The 21,214-nt window shown below is 50.5% G+C and carries 14 protein-coding genes; 6 read left to right on the top strand and 8 right to left on the bottom strand.

The features are described 5' to 3' along the window. The first annotated feature begins 1 nt into the window (after position 1). From ACFOSD_RS05925 to ACFOSD_RS05915, 3 genes are read left to right on the top strand one after another with little or no spacing between them, the layout of a single operon-like run. Entirely contained in the window at positions 2–6,313 is a 6,312-nt protein-coding gene (locus ACFOSD_RS05925) for an Hpt domain-containing protein (RefSeq protein ID WP_380692610.1), read from the top strand. Positions 6,314–6,326: 13 nt separating this feature from the next. Continuing rightward, the gene (locus ACFOSD_RS05920) at positions 6,327–7,412 is read left to right on the top strand and encodes a chemotaxis protein CheB (RefSeq protein ID WP_380692611.1); all 1,086 of its coding nucleotides are present in this window, start codon (positions 6,327–6,329) and stop codon (positions 7,410–7,412) included. 10 nt (positions 7,413–7,422) lie between these two features. Continuing rightward, a complete protein-coding gene (locus ACFOSD_RS05915) occupies positions 7,423–7,914 on the top strand; it encodes a chemotaxis protein CheW (protein WP_380692612.1) in 492 nt (163 codons plus the stop codon). Here ACFOSD_RS05915 and ACFOSD_RS05910 read toward each other — a convergent pair. After that, positions 7,908–8,666, bottom strand: coding sequence for a 16S rRNA (uracil(1498)-N(3))-methyltransferase (locus ACFOSD_RS05910; RefSeq protein WP_380692613.1), 759 nt, complete (start codon positions 8,664–8,666; stop codon positions 7,908–7,910). The two genes, ACFOSD_RS05915 and ACFOSD_RS05910, sit on opposite strands and share 7 nt — an antisense overlap. A gap of 25 nt (positions 8,667–8,691) precedes the next feature. On the opposite strand from ACFOSD_RS05910, the gene ACFOSD_RS05905 reads away from it, so the two are divergent. The 3 genes from ACFOSD_RS05905 (at position 8,692) to ACFOSD_RS05895 (ending at position 12,193) form a co-directional block, all read left to right on the top strand. Beyond that, on the top strand, positions 8,692–9,033 hold the full coding sequence (locus tag ACFOSD_RS05905) for an MGMT family protein (protein WP_380692614.1): 342 nt from the start codon (positions 8,692–8,694) through the stop codon (positions 9,031–9,033). 145 nt (positions 9,034–9,178) lie between these two features. After that, entirely contained in the window at positions 9,179–10,744 is a 1,566-nt protein-coding gene (locus ACFOSD_RS05900) for a methyl-accepting chemotaxis protein (protein WP_380692615.1), read from the top strand. 222 nt (positions 10,745–10,966) lie between these two features. Further along, complete coding sequence (locus tag ACFOSD_RS05895; protein ID WP_380692616.1) at positions 10,967–12,193, top strand: EAL and HDOD domain-containing protein; 1,227 nt, start codon at positions 10,967–10,969, stop codon at positions 12,191–12,193. A 398-nt stretch (positions 12,194–12,591) separates the two neighbouring features. On the opposite strand, the gene ACFOSD_RS05890 is transcribed toward ACFOSD_RS05895, so the two are convergent. Genes ACFOSD_RS05890 through ACFOSD_RS05860 form a run of 7 tightly spaced genes read right to left on the bottom strand, consistent with a single transcriptional unit; the run spans position 12,592 to position 21,213 of the window. Further along, positions 12,592–13,107: a hypothetical protein gene (locus ACFOSD_RS05890; RefSeq protein WP_380692617.1), complete on the bottom strand. Its 516-nt coding sequence runs from the start codon at positions 13,105–13,107 to the stop codon at positions 12,592–12,594. A gap of 2 nt (positions 13,108–13,109) precedes the next feature. Next, on the bottom strand, positions 13,110–13,808 hold the full coding sequence (locus ACFOSD_RS05885) for a DUF3800 domain-containing protein (protein WP_380692618.1): 699 nt from the start codon (positions 13,806–13,808) through the stop codon (positions 13,110–13,112). A gap of 17 nt (positions 13,809–13,825) precedes the next feature. Next, the gene (locus ACFOSD_RS05880) at positions 13,826–15,568 is read right to left on the bottom strand and encodes an ATP-binding protein (protein WP_380692620.1); all 1,743 of its coding nucleotides are present in this window, start codon (positions 15,566–15,568) and stop codon (positions 13,826–13,828) included. A 1-nt stretch (position 15,569) separates the two neighbouring features. Next, positions 15,570–16,712 carry an SIR2 family protein gene (locus ACFOSD_RS05875; protein WP_380692621.1) on the bottom strand — a complete coding sequence of 381 codons (1,143 nt, stop codon included), beginning with the start codon at positions 16,710–16,712 and terminating at the stop codon, positions 15,570–15,572. A 9-nt stretch (positions 16,713–16,721) separates the two neighbouring features. After that, the gene (locus ACFOSD_RS05870) at positions 16,722–17,951 is read right to left on the bottom strand and encodes a restriction endonuclease subunit S (RefSeq protein ID WP_380692622.1); all 1,230 of its coding nucleotides are present in this window, start codon (positions 17,949–17,951) and stop codon (positions 16,722–16,724) included. A gap of 2 nt (positions 17,952–17,953) precedes the next feature. Next, positions 17,954–19,432, bottom strand: a complete 1,479-nt coding sequence (locus tag ACFOSD_RS05865; RefSeq protein WP_380692623.1) for a class I SAM-dependent DNA methyltransferase — start codon at positions 19,430–19,432, stop codon at positions 17,954–17,956. Next, the gene (locus ACFOSD_RS05860; protein ID WP_380692624.1) at positions 19,432–21,213 is read right to left on the bottom strand and encodes an AAA family ATPase; all 1,782 of its coding nucleotides are present in this window, start codon (positions 21,211–21,213) and stop codon (positions 19,432–19,434) included. The genes ACFOSD_RS05865 and ACFOSD_RS05860 overlap by 1 nt, the downstream gene beginning before the upstream one ends. Position 21,214: the final 1 nt, after the last annotated feature.

The following is a 21,214-nucleotide window of genomic DNA, read 5'->3' as shown; positions in this document are numbered from 1 at the left end:
CATGGCACAGCGGCATGACTACATCGCCCTGGATTGGGTGCATAAGGAACTCGAAGAAACGCTAAAGCAAGCGCAACTGACGCTGGCCGCGTTTGAAGATGACAACAGCGATGTAGCGCAGCTGCAGTTTTGTCTCACCTATCTGCATCAGGTTCGTGGCACACTGGATATGATCGAAGTCAGCGGGGCTGGTGTGCTCGCCGCTGAGCTGGAGAAATTATCGGCCTTTTTGGTCAGTCGGCCCGAACGTGCAACACCCGATGCCCTATCCATTTTGTTACAAGGCATACTGCAACTGCCGACCTATTTAGAGCGCCTGTTAAAAGGTCAGCTTGATCAGCCGATGATTCTGGCCCCACTGATCAATGATATTCGCGCCCAACGGGATGCGACCGGCATACCAACGGCCCAATTGTTTGTCCCTGATCTCTCGCCCGTTCAGGCGCAGCTAAGTCAACCTTTGCGTGCTGACCAACTCTCCGATGACAACGTGTTGATGCTGCAACGCCTGCATCAGGTGTATCAATGGTCGTTGTTGAATGTACTGCGCCAAACGCAGGATCACGAGTCGCTGAACTACCTACCGCGGGTGACCGAACGGTTGGCGCAATTGTATGACGGGTCTGGTCTGGCACTATTTTGGCAAGTGGCCTCTGCGTTATTGGAGGCGGTGGCGAAAGGGGGTCAAGTATTAACGCCTGACCTGCGCCGTCTAATGAGCCGTTTAGACCGCATTTGGCGGCAGCAATTGCGGCAAATCAAGCGCCACCAAGAGCCGCTGGTCGATCAGGCTGAATTGCATCAACTGCTGTATTTTATCAGCCAAATCGACGCCGACATTCCCAGTATACGGGCGGTTCAATTACGCTATCAGTTGTCGGAATCCTTGGTCACCGACGAGCAAGTTCAACGCGGACAGGATCAGCTTCGTGGCCCCGACTCCCTAACGTTAGACAGTGTTGCTCACGTCTTGGTCGAAGAACTCGGTACGGTAAAGGACCAACTTGATCTCATTGTGCGTGCACCGGATCGAACCCCGCAACAACTGTTACCGCTGGTTCCGCCACTGCGGCAAATCAGCGACACCATGTCCTTGTTGCAAGTGCATCAAGCGCGACAGGTGTTGGATGAACAAATCGCGTTATTGCTCAAGCTGGCACAACAACCGACGTTGGCCGATGACGAACTGATGAATCTGGCGGGTGGCTTGTTGTACGTTGAAGCCAGCCTGTCCGGCCTTGCCCAAAATGAAGGTGACACGCGACCAAACGACTCGCTGCGCACCACCATTGACCAAGCCCAAGTGTCACTGGTGCGCGAAGTTCGCAACAGCATCGAAAGCTGCAAAGAAGCCATTGTGGCGTACATCGGCGCCCAGTGGGACCCGTCACACTTGGCACCCGTACCCGACTTATTGCAGCAAATTCATGCAAATTTAGCGCTGATCCCGTTATCGGGCGCGGCTGCCGTGGTTGAGGGAATCCAACGTTATCTCGAAGAAAGCCTATTGAACGGTCGACAACGTCCGGACTGGGAAGACATGGACCGTTTGGCGGACGCTTTGATGGGGGTCGACTATTATCTGGAACGCCTCCCGCGCGAACACAGCCATGGGGTGAACTACAATATTCTGGAGCGGGCCGTAGAGAGCCTAACAACGCTTGGCTACCCCGTCGCCCTCGCCGAAGAGGAAGACCTCGAAGGCGACACGACACCACCGGCGGACAGCGCCGTTCATCAAGTATTGGATGATTATTTCGCGCATGTGAGTGAACTTGACGAAGCGACCATTGACGCCGCCATCGAAGCCGCTGACGAACTGGATACCGGGTCGGAATTCGACCACGAGGATGACCTCAGTGACTTACCGAATGTTGTCGACGTCAGTGCACACGAACCGGCCACCACTGAGGCTGGGCCTGAACTCGCTGCCATGGATGCGCAAACGGCAGTAGCACCTTTGGCTGAGGTGGCACAAGCCGAACACCCCGCTCCCGGGGCACCGCCGGTTTCCGCGTCTGCGGATACGGCCGATGATGATCTGATTGATGACGACATTCGAGAGATATTTCTCGAAGAAGCCGGTGACGTGCAGGCGGAAATCGCCGAATGGTTCCCGAAATACTGCGCGGACCCGGACGACAAAGCCGCTTTGCTGGAACTCCGGCGCGCCTTCCACACACTCAAAGGCAGTGGCCGCATGGTACGCGCTCTGACCATTGGCGAATTGGGGTGGTCGGTTGAATATATGCTTAATCAGCGTCGTGATGGCCTGATTGAACACAGCACAGCCCTTGAACAGGTGGTGCTGGATGTTTCCGACTTGTTACCCGAACTGGTGGCCGACTTTGCGGCGGGTCGTGCATCGGATGAAGGCCCGGTGACCGCGTTGCAACAGCGCGCGGCGCAGATCGCGCGTGGTGAAACGCCGAAGGTCGAGACGCTAGCCACAACACCAGTGTCCGAAACAAAATCCGAAGCAGAAGAGATCGTAACAGCCGACGCCGCACCAACGGAGGACAGCGAGGCCGACGCGGATGCGGGCGAGCGCCTGTTCAGCATTTTTAGTCAGGAAGTTCGAACGCATGTACGCGCGATCGAAGATTTCATCGACCATGTTCATGCCGAGCCCGATGCGCAGATCACTGATGCAATACAGCGCGCGTTGCACACCATAAAAGGCAGCTCACACATGGCCGGCATTGATGCCATGGCCGACATTGCTGCTCCGCTTGAGCAATTGGTCAAAGCGCTGCATGTCCACCGCCTGCCGATTCAACCGAAAGTCGTCACTGCACTTGGCCGCGCGGTGGAATTGATCAATGCGCAACTGAATCAACTGGCCGTTGATCAGGCCGCCAGCCCGGCCCCTGACGACTTCTACGACGAACTGAAAGACATTAATGCTTGGATCGCCGATCAGGCGGCTGAACTGGGCAACGTGCCCTCGTCCAACCTCATGTCCATCTTCCTTAATGAGGCCATGAACACCGTGCTGGAAGCGGAAGACACGCTGAAAGCCTGGCAGGACACCGGACTGGAACCTCATCGCGTACAGACCCTCCAGCGCGACCTGACGACCCTGGCCGATGCCGCGCGCGCCATCGACCTCTTACCCCTCAGTTCCCTATCCAACCAGCTCGTGGTGTTGTACGAATATTTAGCCGATCATCCACCGAGCAATGCGCAGGATCCCGTGTTTCATGCTCTCTATGAAGCGCATGAAGCGGTGATCGACATGATGGATCGTTTGGCTGCCGGACAAAGCATTCAAACCCGGCATGACATCGAAAGCGAGTTGGCCGAATTTGCCGGCGCCCCGTTAGCCGGGCCGCGTTCGGCACCATCAATGCCGCCCGCCAGGACACCGGATGAGGCAACACCAGTCCCGCAGTCAACGGCTTCCGTCCAGGCAACCCCGCCTTCGTTAGATCGTCAGGAAGCGGAATGGTATTCATTAAAAGCCATGGATGCAGATATTCTGGATGTGTTTCTGGAGGAAGCCAGTGAATTGCTGGAAACCATTCAGCAGGCACTGGATGATTGGCGCAACGACCCGGACAGCCTTACGCCGGTGCACCACCTGCAGCGCGACTTACACACCCTGAAAGGTGGCGCCCGGATGGCGGAAGCCGTGCCCGTGGGCGACTTGGCGCATGAACTCGAATTTTTGTACGAAGGATTAACCAACGGGCAACTCGAAACCAGCGAAGCATTGCTGGGCTTGATTGCCCAAGGTCAGGACAAGCTGGCCGACATGGTGCATGACATCCTTGAACGGCAAGGCTGTATGTCCGCACCTGAACTGATTCAGGCCATTCATGCGGCAAGGATTAACGCCAAGGGCGCGACCGCTGACCTTACAGACTTAGCCACCCAGCGCGACGATTTAGACCGTACCTCGCTGGACCGGCAAGCCGTTTTATCGCGCGTTGAATTGGAAGCCTTAGACGCCGATATCCTTGAAGTCTTTGTGGATGAGGCGGTGGAACTGCTCAGTGAACTGGATGAAGCCATTGCGCAATGGCACGCCGACCCAACGGATGAATTAGCCGCCGATGAAATGAAGCGCGTGCTGCACACCTTAAAAGGAGGTTCGCGCCTCGCGCGCCTGCCCACATTAGGGGTGTTGAGCCACGATTTGGAAAGTTTCATCGTGGCACACCAGGAACGGCGTGCGCCGCTGGATAACGCTTTTTTTGCGCACTTATTGCAGCAATACGACCAACTCGGTATTGCGGTAGAGCAACTGCAAAGTATTGCCCAACAAGCCGCCGGACATGCTGAACGGCGACGCACCAGTACACCCAAACCCAACCGTTCGAATACAGATGACGGTGAGCCCGCAGACGCCAAGGTGCCGGCCGCCGCGGATAGCTTGTCGCAAGCGCCTAAACAGGCCACTAAAAAAGCCACCAAATCACCGGCAACCCGACCGTCCGACGCTAACGCCTCGGCCACCGCAGTTCGGCGTACGCCTCAAGAAACCATTAAGGTTCCCGCCAGCCTGTTAGAGAATCTGGTTAACCTGGCCGGTGAAACCAGTATTTCGCGTGCCCGACTAGAGGAACAAGTCAGTGATATGGGCTTTACGCTCAATGAACTCGACACCACCATTGATCGTCTGCGTGAAAAAGTACGCTTATTGGATATGGAAACCGAAGCGCAGGTGATTTTCCGCCAAGAGCGCGCGGAAGAATCCAATTATGAAGATTTCGACCCACTGGAAATGGACCGCTACACCCAAATCCAGCAGTTATCACGGTCGTTGATGGAAACCTCCTCCGATCTGATTGATCTACGCGCTACCTTAGCCAATAAATCGCGCGATGCAGAAACCGTGTTATTGCAGCAGTCACGAATTCATACCGAACTGCAAGAAGGCTTGATGCAAACCCGCATGGTGCCCTTTTCTCGCCTAGTACCAAGATTGCGGCGTATTGTGCGCCAAGTGGCGACCGAACTGGGAAAAGATGCCAAGTTCGATGTATTGAACGCCGATGGTGAAATGGATCGTTCGGTGCTGGAGCGTATGGTCGCACCGCTCGAACACATGCTGCGCAATGCCGTGGATCACGGTATTGAACATCCCAACGACCGCACACAAGCGGGTAAACCTGTGCAGGGTGACATTACCCTGTCCTTAACCCGTGAAGGCGGGGATGTGGTGTTGGCATTACGTGACGACGGGCGCGGCATTAATGTCGAGTCGGTGCGGAAAAAAGCCATTGAGAAAGGGCTGCTCACCGCCGAGAGCAATATGCCGGATGAGGAAGTGCTGCAATTTATTCTCAGCAGCGGCTTCTCGACCGCCGAAAAGGTGACGCAGGTTTCCGGCCGTGGTGTGGGTATGGATGTGGTGCACAACGAGGTAAAAGCCCTCGGTGGCACCATGGAAATTCAAACCGCAGTAGGGCAGGGTTCACAGTTCCTGATTCGTCTACCGTTCACGGTATCGGTCAACCGCGCACTCATGGTAGCCAGCGGGGATGATATCTATGCCATTCCGTTGAATACCATTGACGGCATCGTACGCTTGCAGCCGGAAGAGTTGCGACAGTACCTCAATGTAGCCGAAAACCCCTACCCCTATGGCGACAAGCAATATCAAGTCATGCCGTTAGGCACACTGCTTGGCAACGATCATGAAGTGCATATCGACGAGATATTGCTGCCACAGCCCATCATCCTAATCAAGGGTGGCGACCGTAACCGGTCGGTCGCCCTACACATAGACCGTTTGATGGGCTCACGAGAAATTGTGGTAAAAACCCTCGGCCCCCAATTTGCCAGCGTGCCCGCCGTGTCCGGGGCGACCATCTTGGGGGATGGTAGTGTAGTGGTCATTCTGGATGTACCGGCCATGTTGCGCTCTAACTTATCGATTTTGCTCAACAAACAAGACGCAACCCCCGCGTTGCCAGAGCGACATCGGGATGCTGATAGCCCGATTAAAGTGTTGGTGGTCGACGATTCCGTTACGGTGCGCAAGGTCACAAGCCGTTTGCTCAGCCGCCATGGCATGGAAGTCAGTACCGCCAAAGATGGCGTCGATGCCATGCTGATCTTGCAAGACCATATTCCAGACATCATCCTGCTCGACATTGAGATGCCCCGAATGGACGGTTTCGAAGTGGCGAATCGTGTGCGCCATACCGAGCGCATACAGCACATCCCCATCATCATGATCACCTCACGGACGGGGCAGAAGCACAAAGATCGAGCCATGGAAATTGGCGTGGATGACTACATGGGCAAACCGTTCCAAGAAGCGGCGTTGATGGCCGCTATTGACCGTTTGGTGAACACCTGAGGTACTGTTCAGCATGAACGAACGCGGGCAACGCATAGGAATTCTGGCGGATGAACCGTTGCAACAGCAGCGTTTACGGAGCCTGTTGACGGAAGCCGGTTTTCAGGTGGCGCTGTGCACGGCGCCACAGCGTATCAGCCCCGCCTTGTTTGACAGCAGCAGTATCGAACTCTGGTTGGTCGATGCCGATTTAGAAGCCTGCCCGGAAGCCGTCGTAGATGCACTTTTTGGCGAGCATCTCGCCCCCATCATTTTCAGCGACACGCCGGAAGGCGCGCGCGAAGACCGGACCTATCGAGCCTGGGCCAACCGCTTAATCGAAAAAATTCAGCACAGTTTGCCACCAACGCCCTTGGCTCCGGTCACGGCCTTAATTGACGGCCGCGAACTGGCCGGATTGAACACGCAAACATCAACCAATAGCCCATCACGCACCGCCATTCCCTTACCTTCTGCGTTGCGCGGCAAATCCGCGGAGCCGGTGCAGGAGCTCTGGGTTTTAGGGGCTTCTCTGGGGGGGCCGGCTGCCGTGAAAGCGTTTTTAGACGCCTTACCCGCTGATCTACCCTGCGCGTTTCTGTATGCCCAGCATATTGATGCCCCCTTTCAAGCGCATTTATTACAAGCGCTCGGCAGCAGTGCACTGACGCTGAATTTCTTACACGACACCGCCCAGCCACTGCGCAACGGACATCTTTACTTGGTGCCGGTAACGCATCGGTTTCAGGTAACGCCGGAAGGCATATTGGAGCGGCAATCTGGCCCATGGTCGGGACCCTATGCGCCCAGCATTGATGAATGCTTTGAGCTGGCAGCCAGCCAGTTTCATGGACGCTGCAATGCCATCGTATTCAGTGGCATGGGCGGTGATGCGCTGCTGGGTGCGGCACACATCCACGCATCGGGTGGACAGGTGTGGACGCAATGCAGTACGTCTTGCATTCAGTCCGCCATGCCCGATGCGCTTTACCACGCTGGCCTATCAAACTTTTCTGGCACACCGAGCGCCTTAGCGCATGCGTTAGTACATCATCTGGAAAAGCAGTTAGGTTCAGGCACCAGGGCTAACCCAACGTCCAACATCACTCATTCTTTATAGGGCACTGATTATGGCGCACTCGCTGTTGACGCAAACCAATACAACCGCCGACCCCATACTCTCAACGCTCTTGCTGCCGTTACAGGCCAGTCATTTATTAGTGCCTAACGTTAGTATGGCGGAATTAGTCGGGCATCAATTGCCCCAACGGCCGGATCAGAAGCTACCCGCGTGGATACAGGGTTTCGTGCAATGGCGTGGCGAATCCATTCCTTTGGTACTGTATGAAAACTTCGTGGGTAAACGACGTGGCGCCGAAGCCCCGGATCTGCGCATTGCCATCATGAACAGCATCAATCCAGATTACCCCGGCCGGTTTTTCGGTTTACTGATTCAAGGGATTCCCCGGATGTTAAAGCTGCGTGCCGAAGAGCTTGAATCCGTGCCGGACGTCGAGCAAAGAGGTGCGCAATATGTCGTGGATACACCCTTGGGCCGTGCTGCTATTCCCGACCTGGAAGCCTTGGAGCTCGCGCTGGCGAAGGCCTTGCCCAGTCAATAATCGCCCCACAGAGTATTGATGGCCGCGAGCAACACCACCGGTGCGGTTTCCGTGCGCAACACTCGCGGCCCTAAGGCCACCGGCGCGAAATCAGCGGCATACGCGACCGTTAAATCACTGTCGCTTAGCCCGCCTTCCGGACCAATTAAGGCTCGTACGAACTCGGGTTTTGTGTGCTCTGCCAGACGCTGTGCATGCTCATGATGCAGAACCAGCTTGCAGGCGGTCGACGGGGTGTTCACCCAATCGCGGAGAGACATCACCGGATGAATCTCCGGCACCTGAGCCCGATAGCATTGCTCGGCTGCGCTGATCGCGACCTGCTGCCAGCGCGCATGTTTCTTCTCTGCGCGGTCGCCTTTCAGGCGCAACTCACTGCGTTCCGTTTCCAGCGGTGTGATGGCAACCACCCCGGCTTCGGTGGCTTTTTGAATGGCGTATTCCATGCGATCACCCAACGACATTCCCAAGCCGATGTGTACCTGCACCGGGCTTTCCGTGGGTAAGGCCAGCGCCTCAGTAATACGGACCAGGGTGCTTTTTTTGTCGGTGTGCACCACCTCGGCACAATAATCCTGTCCGGAATTGTTAAACAGCCGCAAAGCACCACCCACCGCCATCCGCAGTGCGCGGTTCAGATGTTGATGGTTGGTCGGGTTCAGCTCGATTTCATGACCCACCATTAAGGGCTGTGCTTCAAAACAACGAGGGACGCGCATCACCAAAAAGCCTTGATATACTGATGCACGCATAGTACCCGGAATGAGGACAAATGCCATGGGTCGGGCAGCAAAACGACACACCGGAACCACCACAAGCCATGGCGAAACCACCGGCTGGCAAGCACAGCTCTATGCGATAATGGCCAATCTACCCGCCCAACGTGTGGTCAGTTATGGCGCGTTAGCACAGGCTGTGGGCGTTGGTCCACGGCAAATAGCGCGCACCCTGCGGCAACTCCCGGCAGACAGCCGACTGCCTTGGTATCGCGTCGTGCGCAGTGACGGTCACATCGCGGATTTCCCTGGCCGCGATGAACAATGCAAGCGGCTGCAAGAAGACGGCATTGTGGTATCGCGTTATCGGATTGCCCCAGAGTGGTTTTGGGCGATGAAATAAATACCCAAATTAATTGTCTAATTAAATATTTTCTCCTGTAGCGTTTTCTTGAACTATACTTCAGTAGCTTGGAGCCATTCTAATTTACGCCAAGGCTTTTAAGTTCGTCGCTGTTTGGCACGGTCTATTAAAGGAGATCGCCGCAATGCGTAAGAATCTACCCGTTACGGACACTGAATACCTTTTTCCAGAACACGAGCGCTTGATCTCCAGTACAGACGCCAAAGGGAAGATCAAACACTGCAACGATGCTTTTGAAAAAACCAGCGGTTTCACCCGCGAAGAACTGATCGGTAAACCGCATAATATTGTCCGCCACCCGGACATGCCGCCGGTCGTCTTTGAAGATATGTGGAAGTGCTTGCAGTCTGGTCAGGCGTGGATGGGGATGGTAAAAAACCGGCGGAAAAATGGCGATTTCTACTGGGTCAGCGCCTATGTCACACCGATCTCGGAAAATGGCAAGATCATCGGCTATGAATCGGTACGGGTTAAGCCCAGCCCTCGTGCGGTTGCGCGTGCCGACAGCCTCTATCGCCGGATCAACGCGGGGAAACGGCTCGAAACGCTGCCCACCATGGCCAAACGATTAACCAACGCCTGGGGCCCACTCCTGTTCACGGCCATGATCACGTTAATCGGAGGATTTTTGACCAACGACTGGGGCTTAGCCATGGTCGCACTGATTCTGGTCGCGGCACTCGATTCCATGCGGTTTCTACAACGGAAAAAACTGCTGCAAGCCTTCCAAGAACGGCTCACCGGGGCCTTTACCGACCCTATCGTGGCGCAGACTTACAGCCGCCAAACCGGAGCGGCGGCCTTGATTGACATGGCAATCATCAGCTCTCGCGCCCGCTTAGCTAATGTTTTAACACGGATCAATGATGCTGCGGGGGGCTTGGCAGGCCAAAGCAGCGGCATGATGACGCTGGCTCAAGAAACCACCACCTCGTTGCAAGAACAACAAGAGGAATCGGCGCAGGTGGCGACCGCCATTAATCAAATGACCGCCACCATTCACGAGCTCTCGGGGCAAGTACAAACCTCCGCAGAGCATGCGGATCAGGCACACCAGCTTGCAGAAGCCGGCACACGTATCGTGCACACGACCCGCGATGGCATTAACCGCCTGGCACAAGCCGTACAAACCATCGGGCATTCTGTCACCGATGTGGTCGAGAAAACCGGCAGCATCTCTAAGGCGGCTGAATTGATTCAACAAATCACGGAGCAAACCAATTTATTGGCCCTTAATGCCGCCATCGAAGCAGCTCGCGCCGGAGAACATGGCCGAGGATTCTCCGTAGTAGCTGATGAAGTACGCGCCTTGGCGAAACGCACACATGAATCCACAGAACAGATTCACCATATCATTGTAGCCTTACAAAGCGGTGCGAAAGAGGCCGAAACCGCCGCCGAAAGTGGCGTGACGGCAGCTCAAGAGGGCGTAGCACTGGTCGAACAGACCAGCACCAGCCTGCAAGAGATTGCCAGCGCAGTCGAGAGCATCACGGCAATGTCGCACCAAATGGCGACGTCGATTGAAGAACAGTCCCATGTGGCGGAGGACATCAACCGACAAATCACGCGCATATCTCAGCTCTCGGATCTTTGCCTCAACAAAGGTGAAGAAAATGCACGCATCGCAACGGACCTCAATCACACCTCCGAAGAACTGCATGAATTGGTTGAGCGCTTCAGCACGTAAAGAAGCGGTGCGTTGTTCTTCTTGCACTGTACAAATACTGATCCAATCCCTGCTATACTCCAAGCCAAGCCTTCAGCAACAGGATGTTGATGGAGGCTTCGCGCTTCTCTATGTCTCTAACCACCGGATTGCAGCAGGCCTTCTATGCATGACCGTGTAACCTATAACAATAATGCTCGTGGGCGCTGTTTTGCAGCGGTCAATGAGTAGGGATGCCACGCTATGGATTATCATCATATCGTTCGACAGCCAATTTTTAATCGACAGCGGCAACTGCATTCCTATGAATTGCTGTTGCGCCGCGCGCCGCTCCCTGACATGGATGAACCACCCCCTGACATTACCGAAGAAGCGATGCTGCGCCCCAAAGGCCCCCATAAGCTCGCCACCACACTGGACATGACGGCGGGACTGCCGGCCATGATTCAATTCGACACGGCCGAACTGCTGGAAATGGCGCCACTGTCGATTCCAAAAAAACAACTCATTGTCCGTGTCGCCTCCTCGGTTCGACCCACATCAGATGTGATCAATGCACTGATCAAAATATGCAACCGCGGCTATCAACTTGCCGTTCACCTACCCAACGACCCTACTTGGGAGCCCATATACCCACTGTTGTCTTATGTTCTGGTGAACTTAAAAACCGACAGCCAGGAAGCCATCGTCGCTCTGAAAGCACAACTGGATGAGAGCGGTGTTAACTATCAATCCATGGCCATTGGGGTCGATTCCTACAAACATTTTGTGCAAGCCAAAAAGCTGGGATTTTCCTTGTTTCAAGGCACCTTCTTTAGTCGTCCACAGGGTCACAACCCCATCGACTTGACGCCACAACAAGAAAAGCTGGTGCAATTGATCTGCGAATGCAGCAAGCCAGCCGCCGACTTGCTGTTGATGAGTTCCATCATTGAAACCGACCGCGCAATCACCGAACGGCTGATCAAATACGTCAACTCCCCAGCGTTCTTGCGCGGCAATCCGATTGAAAACCTGACCCAAGCCTTGGTGTATTTGGGGGAAGATGAGGTGAAGCGCTTCGCCACCGTCATCGCTGTGGGTCAATTGAACGACAGTAAGCCGGCGGAATTGTTGCGCCTTGCCATTACCCGCGCCCGCTTTTGCGAATTGCTGGCGAAAGAACAGAACAACACGGTAGACCCCGCCCGCGCCTTTTTGGTTGGTTTGTTCTCAACCCTTGACGCCGTGATGGACGCGCAATTGACGGAACTGTTGCAACGCTTATCGCTGAATACCGATGTTCGGCAAGCCTTGATTGACCATAAAGGCATGATGGCGGGCTATTTAGCCGTGGTTAGTACCATGGAAAAAGGCAGTTGGGCGCGCCTAAAAACCGCCCTAGACCGCTTGAAAGTGCCTGAAGAAAGCTTGGTACGGATGTACAAAGACGCCATTCAATGGGCGAACGCGTACGAGCGGGATAAGTGAGGCAATTCGGCTAGGCTTGGCTAGGAGCGAATGTCTAAAAAATATCTAGAAATGTCTAAACTATCGTTTCTTAGACATTCGCCAAGACTTTCCATCAGGCTCAATGACACCCTCTTGTTTCAGGGCCTGTAGCAGGTTTTTGACCTTATTATCTTTCTGGGTCGCATCCAGAACATCGGGCAGTTTGTCTAAAAGAAGCCTGTTAATGTCTACACGTTTCACTGTGCCGAAATACTCTAAAAATGAAGTTGAACGGTAGTTGTTCTCATTTACATCTCAAATTGCTTGATATTTTGCTAATCGACTACCATAATGCCTGCACGCTCTTCGGAGCTGGTTGAACCTTTACCTAGCGTTTTGGTTCGTGGCTGCGCCTCAGTCGCCGTTAAGACTGGGGCTTATCTCCCTCCTTGTTTAGTTTCCACTAAAAAGCTCGTCCTCTTTATCCGCTCAAGATAGGCTTGGTCTGCTGGAAATGCTGTAACAAACCAATGTGGATCTCCGACCTTCCTTGGATCATCAAATACAACCACATACTTTTCTTCAACGACGACCAATGTCCTACGCTTTGCGGTTTTACCGCGATCGGTTTGACGAGATTGGCTGTAGCGCTGCACAGTCCCGGCTGATAGAGCCAACACTTCTTTAATCCACATTATTCGTCTAGCACGCTTTTTGGAGAAACCGCTATCGTGAATACCTGAACTGGTTCGGTAATTGGTAGACTCAGTAAAGGCATGATCAAAAGCACTCGCACCAAACTTGTATGTTACACCGCACCAATCGGTAAACACTCTAGCATTGCCATTTTCATCATGCACATACGTTTCCAGATATACCTTTCGGTATTTCTCAATCAACTCTTCTTCAGTATCAGCTTTTAGCCGCAGTTGCGGCCACAAACTTTCTGCCACAGCTATCGTCCCTGCCAATTGAAGATATTAAAGTTTCGCTCGCCTTTGGTTGTGGTGTAACGCAGGCTACCCTTACCTAACGATCTCGCAAGCTCATCGACAAACGCAGATTTAAATGCACTGGCATTAGGTCGGTTCTGCATTTCGTTCCAGCTATATCCTACCGCTCCCATCAATAAATCAGAGAGTTGTATCAGTGGTTGGTTATGTGATTCAACTGGCTCTAAACATGCAAGCTTGGCGCGGTCAGATAGTTTGTGAACCAGAATCTGGCGCAATTCCTCAAAGCGCGTGCTGCACGCATTCTGCTGCCAATCAAGATATACATGATAGCTGTCGCCAGGTTGAAGCCAGTGGACTAGCAATTGATAGTACAGCTTGTAAAAACCAAGCTCTTTATCCCCATCGTTCCACTGTTCGTGATTCAGTTGCCTGCGGTCGACCACAATACATCGAAATGAAAGTGAGTTTTCTTCAGAAAACAACTGTATAAGGCTTCGATAAAAATCAGATTTGTTGGGAGATAATTTTTTCCAACCAAACTCGGTCTTAATGCCATGCTTGCTCATCAGGCCATGTAAGCGCCCAACAATACGGTATTTTTCTTCACGAGGGCATTGCAGCGCACCAATAACTATATACGGCTGTGACGGGTCTGAAGTGTGGCGGCTTTCATCGCAGTAGACGTTGTAAATTGTCATTCTTCGTACTCAATAAATTACTTACTCTGATAGCGCCACTTCGTAACCACCGCACCAATCTGCTCTATCGTCATTGCCCGTTGCTGCCAACCCTTGTCAAAATCCACATCATTCGAACGAGGTAGTTGATCATCAGACAAGCTGCGAATCATCACTCTGGTTGGTAACGTTGCTGCTTGCCCGACAAATATAGCCTCTTGACGCCTTAAACCGGAGAGCATTTTTGTTAAGCCAGACATCGAATCCGGTAACACACTACGAACATGTTCACGGTCGGCATCATTGGTTATTCGAAGTACAATCCATGAGTTGCATTGCGATAACACCGTTGCCTCAACTTCACTAGGTCTCTGAGAGACGAGTAACAGACCAACGCCATACTTACGGCCTTCCTTCGCAATTCGACGAATTGCAGACTGCGCTGCCTCATACTGAGCTTCACCACGATTCGGTACGTATCGGTGTGCCTCTTCGCACACCAAAAGTACTGGGCTATTTTGCCGTTCAGCTTCGGTTTGCCAGACTTTAAGTTGAAAAACGATTCTCGCTATTGCAGCGCTAGCAACACCGGCGACTTCATTAGGTACACCAGACAAGTCAACAATCTGAACTGTGGTTTTCTGCGTTAAGAATTGATTGACGATTGTAGGTAACGGATCTTTGTCACCATCCCAACTTTCCATCATGAATTTGAGTCGACCATCTTTTAGCAATGAATCTATCTTTCGAATAACTCGACTAAAATCCTCATGCTGCTTTTTATCTTTGTTTTCTGGTCGCTGCGCGTTGATGGCACCGATTAATCCTTCTTCGTAGCGTGTTCCATCTTTGAATCCAAAATGATCTAAGCCTTCTGCACTTCCAATAATGTAAGGGATCGGCGAGTCAACTGTTAATTGGTTCTTATTAAGCCCAAGCTGTCCAGCTGCTGCCTCACGAACCGCTATTAGGGCATTTTTAATTATGTTTGATTGTGATGTTGCTGCAAACTCGGTCTTGCCGATAAACAAGCTCAATGACTCTTCTAAATCGAGTAACCAATACGGTAGTTTTAGTGAACCTTCATCGGTCGATAAACGTTGGTGTGCGGGAAACGCTTTGCCGTATTCATTATGAGGGTCGAGGATAATAATTTGTGGGTGCCAATGCTCATGATTAGCTATCTGTCCGCGCTCGAGAATACTGTGAATAACTGCCGCCACAGTACCTGATTTACCGGCACCGGTGGAGCCAAGAATAGCAGTATGCTTGCCTAGCAATTCATTCAACTCAGCGTAACAAGGTGCACCGCCAGAGCCAACATGCTCTCCAAGTTGAATAACCGCACCTTTGGCGTCACCGTAAATAAACCTAAGTTCTGATTTGGGTGTCAGATAAATGGTTTGCTGCGGTAGTGGATAAGTAGCAACGCCGCGTTCAAATTCGAGAGAAAATTCATCTTCACCTTTCCTGCGCCACTCTCCCTCACCAAACAAGTCAGCCTCAATTATGCGCTCATCTGAAGACGCGATAGGCAAGCCCTTTTCTAGCTGGTAGTCAGCCTTCATACGCAATCGACTAACTAACCCATAAATAGAGCGGCGACCAAAATGAACTTTGATGATTGAGCCAAACTGCCCAATCGGATAGTTTTCACCAGCAAATACGCGGGATAAGTCTGAAATCGTAGGGTCGAGCTCGGCGATAATACGCGAGCCATCCACCTCAATAATTTTCCCGATAGAGAGATTCTCAATGGGTTTTATATATTTGTTATCCATATCAAATACCTCCTTCAAGGATCTGGGTTAGGATTTCAAACTTCCACCATTCAATGCTATTGGTTGAGGTTGCCTTGTGATCGGCGTGATAAAAACCTTTATCGGCAAAAATAAGTACTTGTTCGTTGATTGAGCTGTCTTCATACCAAATTTTCAGCGCGCCACTAGGTACAGGGTCGCTCGTAAACGCAATCACGGTTAAATTGCCATTTGAAGCCCTTAAACCACGTTCGATTTCTAGATTGATATGGGCATCGCCAAAGCTATAACCTGCAATCAATAAAACTCGTTGGCTACCATCTCGCGGGTTTAAAACAGCTCTTGCTCTGTGCATTAAATTTGCGTAGGGGTCGAGTTGAGTTTCACGGTATTTAGTCGATGCAGGCCAAATCATAATCTTCGCAGCTTGATCTTGGCTGCGCTTCAAATGCGGAGCAATACGCAGTGGTGTTGATGAAGAAGCATGTTCAGCCCAATTGATGGAACCATGTAGCTTAAACACTCGGGCATCTAGATTGTTCTGTTCAAACGTCGAAGGGTTCCACCATCCTGATACGCCGCCTTCTAAACCATCGGCATATCGCAATTGTGATAGTGCGAGTGAGTCTTCAATTAACGTGTCGTAGTTCATCACCAGATAATCGATTGTGCTCGACTGGTTGTCTTTCCCTGGTCGCATTGGTCGATGCAGTGCCTGAACAAAGCGCTCATGTACAGCAGAATCTACATCAACTTTAATTACGTCAAAAATAGCCAGTTTTATCTCGTTTATCGCTGCTAATAGCTGATCATTACTATATTCAGCACCTCCAATAGATACATCACTAACAGTTACATTGCGATTTGTTCGGCGAGCAGTGATAGCAAGCCAATCTACGAGTTCGCTTAAGTAGTCTTCTATATGCGAAGCTGGATTTGCGCCAGCAAAAGAGTTTTGTATGGCAGTCAATATCTGCTTTGAATCGTCGGAGAGCTTGTCACTTATTAGTGCTTTTTCTGTTAGCTGGCTTGTTAATGGGAGCCCAGCGCAAACACTTGCTCCTGCACCTAACAGAACCGCTTTTGAATGTGATAGCAACTCTTCGAGTTTGTTGATTACTTCTCTGAATTCTTTTTGTTCAAAAATTGTGGTATCAAATGCCATACTCCCTCCTTAGAGCTCGCCTTTAAAGGCAGAATCAAGAATTGATGCTTTTAAGCTTTTCAAGTCTTCTATTTTCCCTAGAAGGACTGCTTCCGCATCGTGAATTTTACTTTTCAGCGCTTCAATCGTTGATACCAATGACTTCTGCTCTTCCAATGAACACATTGGGATTTCAATTTTGCTTAAACGAGTTAGTGCCAACTTAGGCTGTGCAACTGTCTTGGTCGCTAACCCTGCCTGTGCAGAGAAATCAGAGGTCAATGTAAACAGATACAGGTAGCTTAAATCTAGTTGTTGTTTATCTTTGATAACCAACTTAGCGGCGTTTTCTGTCAGGTTTGCACCGTCCAATTCTGGGGGGACGAAGCCTGTCTTACCGATAGTCCCAGCAATACTGATATAAAGGTCGTCCTTGGAAATCACATAGCGTTTGATTTGTTCATGGATTTCTTTCGATATGTACTTGATACCAGATAAATCTATCGTTCCTCTATCGGTAAAATCTGCCACTCGGATATATGGGTGCTCAGTCTCTTCATCACTTAGCTTTTCACCTTTTGGTAAGCGCTTGCCGCCTTTTACCTCAGCTAGCGATTCAATCGTCATTCTCTCAGTGATAGTTGAAAACTGACCATCAAGCGCTGAATGAAAAAGGCTATTTTTCAGTGTGACGCTCTGTTGCAAATGCTCGATAGCTGTGTCGATGCGGGTGAGCAGTGCGTCGAGTTTTTCGACAATGCGTTTTTGTTCGTTCTGTGATGCCAGCGGAATAAGAAACTTAGACAAACTTTTTGCAGACAAATTTGGCTGCGCAGCACCGTTGTTATAGCGTTCAATGAAAGTAGCACATAGAGAGCTATTAAAATAATACAGCAAGTAATTTGGGTCGAGAGCTTCAGACGGTCTAACAATTACCAAAGATGAGGCAATTGCACCTTCGCTTAGATTGCTTACGATAGCGCACTTTCCTAAAGACCCTCTTAAGCAGAACAGTAAATCGCCCTGGCGGATTTTCCCGGAGCCCAAAATATCGTACCGTTCGCGGGTTATGTAATTTAGTCCAGCCTCGACTATTTTTCGTCCATCTAAATTACCTGCGTTAATGACAGGAATTCCTGATTCTACAAAAGCATCTCTAGACGGGTAGTTTTTCCCTCGATCTCCATTCTCAAACTTACAGAGAGAGGCTAATTCTGTGTAACTCCACCCATCCGGCAATTTATGCAAAACCTGCTCCATGCTCATTTCTCCGCCAACAGGTTTTCAATTTCATCCAACAGGCCTGACACCAGTTTTTCTTTGGTGCGGATTTGCTTAAGGATATCGCTTGGCGCTAGATGCTCGGCATCTTTTTGTTTGGCTGGATTTTTGGCGGATAGGTCATAGTCTTCAGCGAATTTACTGGCGGATACCGTCCAAGAGCGCTCAGTAGTTTCTCGGCTGCTATACAGCTCAACAAACTCTTTTAAATGTTCGTCGGTGATCGGTTTGTTTTTGGTGAGCTTTTGCTCAGGCTCACATTCGTAGTACCAGACATCGCTGGTGCCGCCGCTACGCTCGAAAAACAGCACGTTGGTTTTTACGCCCGAATATGGCAAAAATACCCCAGCGGGTAGGCTTAAAATGGTGTGTAGGTTAAAGTTTTCCAGCAGTTCTTGTTTGACCTGTTTAAACGCACTGTTGGTTTGGAACAGCACGCCTTCTGGTACGACGATGGCTGCTTTGCCACCACTTTTCAGTGTTTTCATAAAGTGCTGTAAAAACAGCAGTTCAGTTGCATTACTCTGGATAGGGAAGTTTTGCTGGATTTGTGACTTTTCTTTACCGCCAAACGGGGGGTTGGCCAGAATAATGTCGTAGCGGTCTTTTTCCTGAATGTCGCGGATATTCTGCGTCAGGGTATTACCACGGAACAGGTTGGGTGACTCGATGCCATGCAAAATCATGTTCATCATGCCCATGACGTAAGCCAGCGAGGTTTTTTCAAAGCCAAAGAAGGTATCGCGCTGGATAAAGTCCCATTGCTCAGTAGAAAGCGCACTCTTTTTTGCTTTCAGGTGGTCAAAGGCTTCGACTAGGAACCCGCACGAGCCAGCCGCTGCATCGTAAATGGTTTGCCCGGCTTGCGGGTCAATGGCCTTAATCATGGCGCGTACTACTGGGCGCGGAGTATAGAACTCACCCGCATAGCCACCGGCGTCGCCCATGTTTTGCAATAAGCCTTCATAGACTAACGACAGCTCAAACATTTCATCACTGGACTGGAAATTCAGTGTGTCGATAATATCCAGCACTTCACGCAAGGTATGGCCAGACGCTACCTTGTTGTCTAAATACTGGAAGATGGCACCAATTTTATAGGCGAAGGATTTTGGGTCTGCTCCCGTAATGGCGGCATTGGCAAAGCTTTTTAAATAAGGGAATAACTCGTTATTCACATAATCGGTTAAGTCATCACCCGTGCGAACTTGATTAATGTCTAACTTGCCCTCGGCATTTTTCGGGCAGGCCCAATTTGACCAGCGGTGTTCATCATCCATTACGGGGCGATAGTCTTTACCTGACAGTACAGCTTCATCTTCTTTTTCAGACTCATAATCATCCAAAAACTTTAAGAACAACACCCAAGAGGTTTGCTCGGTATAGTGCATAGCACCACTAATGCCATCGTCGCGGCGCAGTATGTCGGTAATTCGGTCAATCTTTTGTTGTAATAACATTATCGTAATTTCTCTTCAATAAACTGGTACATATTGGTGATGTCTTCGCTGATTTCTGCGGGCGGAATCAGGTCGATATAGGCTTGGAGCTTGTCAATGTCGAGCCCTATACCCTCGGTATTTATCAGAGGGTCAATAACACCTTTGGCATTCAATCGCCGAATATCGTCGTTATCACAAGGGTTGTTTGGTTGTAAATGATTGCGCTGCGCAATATCAGGGTTGTTGATTTGAGTAAGCACGTTGTGGTGCGACAGCGCTGTATGCGAAAGCAAGTAATTTTTGATTTCACGGCGTTTCCAAGCCAATAGATACGGCGAAACTCTGGTACCACGAGGCCATTGAATGGCATTTAGCAACTCACGGTACACTTGTCCGTTCACTTGAACGCCATTGGCAGCATTCCAGTCCAATGCCGCCTCGTCTCGATCACAAATTAGGAAAATCTGTGTTGTTACAAGTGGTGATTCAATCTTGCTTAAGCCATGTAACCAATCTATTTTGCCCTTGCCAAAGGTTTCGCTAGCAGAAGCGTAGCTGGAGGACTTTTTCATGGCATGCACAGTGGCTAATCGATTTACGTCTAACCCTGCACGTGAGGCGAGTTTGGTAAAGATAATCCAGTCGTTGTAGTCATCTAATAAGGCGATGTTAGGCAGCTTGCCACACACCTCAAATTCGACGGATTTGGCACGAGAAAGTACACTGAGGCGGCTGATTAGTTGCTTGATCTTGTTGTCTTCGTTAATTCGACCTTGTTCCACCACTTTCAGATGTTCTATGCGGTTTTCTTTTGCAGAAATAGAGTCCAACAGGTGTGTCGTAGTAATCGCATGACCTTCGATACTGTGAAGAAGCGACCATAGTTTCTCTACATTTTTATAATGAAGGTGCGAATCCGCTTCATCAAACAAGAACAACGTATTGGGGGCATCAAAAAGATCTATCAACGCGTATAGAAAGAGCAGTTGGTATTCTCCATCACTAAGATCATCCAGGTCTAGATCACCTTTAAACGTAAGAAGTACATTAGAACGATCAAAAAAATCATCGGTTCTAGCTGCTTGAGTAAAGAAATCAACTGCTGGAAGTTCCCTGTATACTTCTGGCTTAGGTTCTTCACGAGTTGGATCATCGAATAGATTAGATAAAAAATGGATTTCATTAAATTGATATGGGTGCAGCACTATAGAACGCTGCCTAATTGAACTAGAAAACTCATAACTACTATCAACAGTTTGTTCTACAAAATTCGCTAAATTTCGATGAAAAACGCTCTGCCTAAGAGTATTTATTTCACCGCTTTCTTCTCTCTTCAGTGCATTATGTATTTGCCTAACGTACTCATTCTTGATACGAAATTTCATGGTCAGACGTGAGTGAACATCATCCTTCCAGCCATCCTGGCTTTCTGCCGTGTAGCCCTTATCGACGAGGAACCCTCTTACCTTTCCGGTCTTCATTAAAGTTGTTGCCAGAAATATCAGAGTTTTAGACCACGATTTGTCGTAGAAATAGGCATAAACCTGTTCCGATGATTGAGTGTTCTTCAGTCTTTTGACGTAGAGGGAAAAACCTTTTGAAAACGATTCATTTTGACCGCTCGAAAAACATACAACTCTATAGTCTCTTTGTTGACCAGAAGCGATTCGATCTTCAAATATTGATTGCAGAATGGTGGATTTACCACTGCCATTTTCACCAATCAAAGTCGCCACCTTGTTGATAATTAAGGTTTGCGAATGATCGTACATCGGGTTAGGCGCTAGTGTTAATTCCATT

It is taken from the genome of Salinispirillum marinum (assembly GCF_042650105.1).
In the GTDB taxonomy this organism is placed as follows: domain Bacteria; phylum Pseudomonadota; class Gammaproteobacteria; order Pseudomonadales; family Natronospirillaceae; genus Salinispirillum; species Salinispirillum marinum.
The sequence above is the reverse complement of the archived record's forward strand: the minus strand, read 5'-3'. Positions and strand labels throughout refer to the sequence as shown.

Bases quoted from the DNA above. Each gene is read 5' to 3' on its own strand.
- ACFOSD_RS05925 (WP_380692610.1), top strand. From the start codon at position 2: ATGGCACAGCGGCATGACTACATCGCCCTGGATTGGGTGCATAAGGAA.
- ACFOSD_RS05920 (WP_380692611.1), top strand. From the start codon at position 6,327: ATGAACGAACGCGGGCAACGCATAGGAATTCTGGCGGATGAACCGTTG.
- ACFOSD_RS05915 (WP_380692612.1), top strand. From the start codon at position 7,423: ATGGCGCACTCGCTGTTGACGCAAACCAATACAACCGCCGACCCCATA.
- ACFOSD_RS05910 (WP_380692613.1), bottom strand. From the start codon at position 8,666: ATGCGTGCATCAGTATATCAAGGCTTTTTGGTGATGCGCGTCCCTCGT.
- ACFOSD_RS05905 (WP_380692614.1), top strand. From the start codon at position 8,692: ATGGGTCGGGCAGCAAAACGACACACCGGAACCACCACAAGCCATGGC.
- ACFOSD_RS05900 (WP_380692615.1), top strand. From the start codon at position 9,179: ATGCGTAAGAATCTACCCGTTACGGACACTGAATACCTTTTTCCAGAA.
- ACFOSD_RS05895 (WP_380692616.1), top strand. From the start codon at position 10,967: ATGGATTATCATCATATCGTTCGACAGCCAATTTTTAATCGACAGCGG.
- ACFOSD_RS05885 (WP_380692618.1), bottom strand. From the start codon at position 13,808: ATGACAATTTACAACGTCTACTGCGATGAAAGCCGCCACACTTCAGAC.
- ACFOSD_RS05880 (WP_380692620.1), bottom strand. From the start codon at position 15,568: ATGGATAACAAATATATAAAACCCATTGAGAATCTCTCTATCGGGAAA.
- ACFOSD_RS05875 (WP_380692621.1), bottom strand. From the start codon at position 16,712: ATGGCATTTGATACCACAATTTTTGAACAAAAAGAATTCAGAGAAGTA.
- ACFOSD_RS05870 (WP_380692622.1), bottom strand. From the start codon at position 17,951: ATGGAGCAGGTTTTGCATAAATTGCCGGATGGGTGGAGTTACACAGAA.
- ACFOSD_RS05865 (WP_380692623.1), bottom strand. From the start codon at position 19,432: ATGTTATTACAACAAAAGATTGACCGAATTACCGACATACTGCGCCGC.
- ACFOSD_RS05860 (WP_380692624.1), bottom strand. From the start codon at position 21,213: ATGGAATTAACACTAGCGCCTAACCCGATGTACGATCATTCGCAAACC.